The organism is Dellaglioa sp. CoH-57-MRSF-18, from assembly GCF_056781995.1.
Genome location: NZ_JBXAXX010000113.1, coordinates 1 through 398, shown reverse-complemented (window position 1 = coordinate 398; position 398 = coordinate 1). Strand labels below are relative to the sequence as shown.

The following is a 398-nucleotide window of genomic DNA, read 5'->3' as shown; positions in this document are numbered from 1 at the left end:
GAAGCAACAAGAAAATGAGTCGTGGTCTTAACGGTGAGACCATCGACCACAAGAAGTACATCAAGACGTATCGCTATCAGGCGATGCGTGTGGTGCGCGACATCGAACAGGGTTCCGTATCCGAAGACGACATGGCTCGACTCCGGAACTTTTGTCAAATGGCGATCACGTTGATGGAACATGCGCCGATTTCGCAAATACAGGCCGCGTGGCGAGATACTGAAATTCTTGCGTTCGAGCACAACGGTATTGACGACGGGCCAGATACCGGTGTAGTATTGCGCTCTCCAGATCAACCGGCTCGTTCGTCGTGTATTCCCGAGTCATTTCGTAAGGAGTGAGCATGAACATCTCTACCAAAGATTATGACCTCTACCAAGANGAATGCGACGACGATA

1 protein-coding gene is annotated in these 398 nt (G+C 50.4%); it reads left to right on the top strand.

Annotated features, from left to right (window positions below):
• The coding region (locus AC1RPG_RS08320) for a hypothetical protein (protein ID WP_481762520.1) at window positions 1-341 on the top strand (341 nt) is incomplete at its 5' end.
• Window positions 342-398 lie beyond the last annotated feature (57 nt).